The sequence below is a fragment of the Ruoffia sp. FAM 24228 genome (assembly GCF_045528575.1).
Lineage (GTDB): Bacteria > Bacillota > Bacilli > Lactobacillales > Aerococcaceae > Ruoffia > Ruoffia halotolerans.
This window is the reverse complement of the sequence record NZ_JBGQQZ010000185.1, coordinates 1-255: the sequence shown is the minus strand read 5'-3', so window position 1 is coordinate 255 and position 255 is coordinate 1. Positions and strand designations below refer to the sequence as shown.

The 255-nt window shown below is 34.1% G+C and carries 1 protein-coding gene; it reads right to left on the bottom strand.

The genetic code is table 11. The features are described 5' to 3' along the window. Positions 1–255: ATP-binding protein (locus ACEN33_RS12595; RefSeq protein ID WP_407095226.1), on the bottom strand; the 255-nt coding region annotated here is incomplete at both ends.

Sequence of the window (255 nt, the reverse complement as noted above, 5' to 3'; positions counted from 1 at the left end):
TAAACTCAAGGTTTGAAGTAATTACAACACTTTTAGTTTCATACCAATCACTAATTAATTGAAAGAGTAATTCAGAACCATTCTTGTTAAATGGGACGTAACCCATTTCATCTAATATAACCAACTGTACTCGATTAAATCGTTTTTTAAACCGCTCTAATTGATTGTTTTTCCATGCTCGTTCAAGTTCTAAGACAAGGTCACTAACTCGCCAAAATCGAGTCTCAATACCCTGTTGACAAGCTTTGTAGCCTA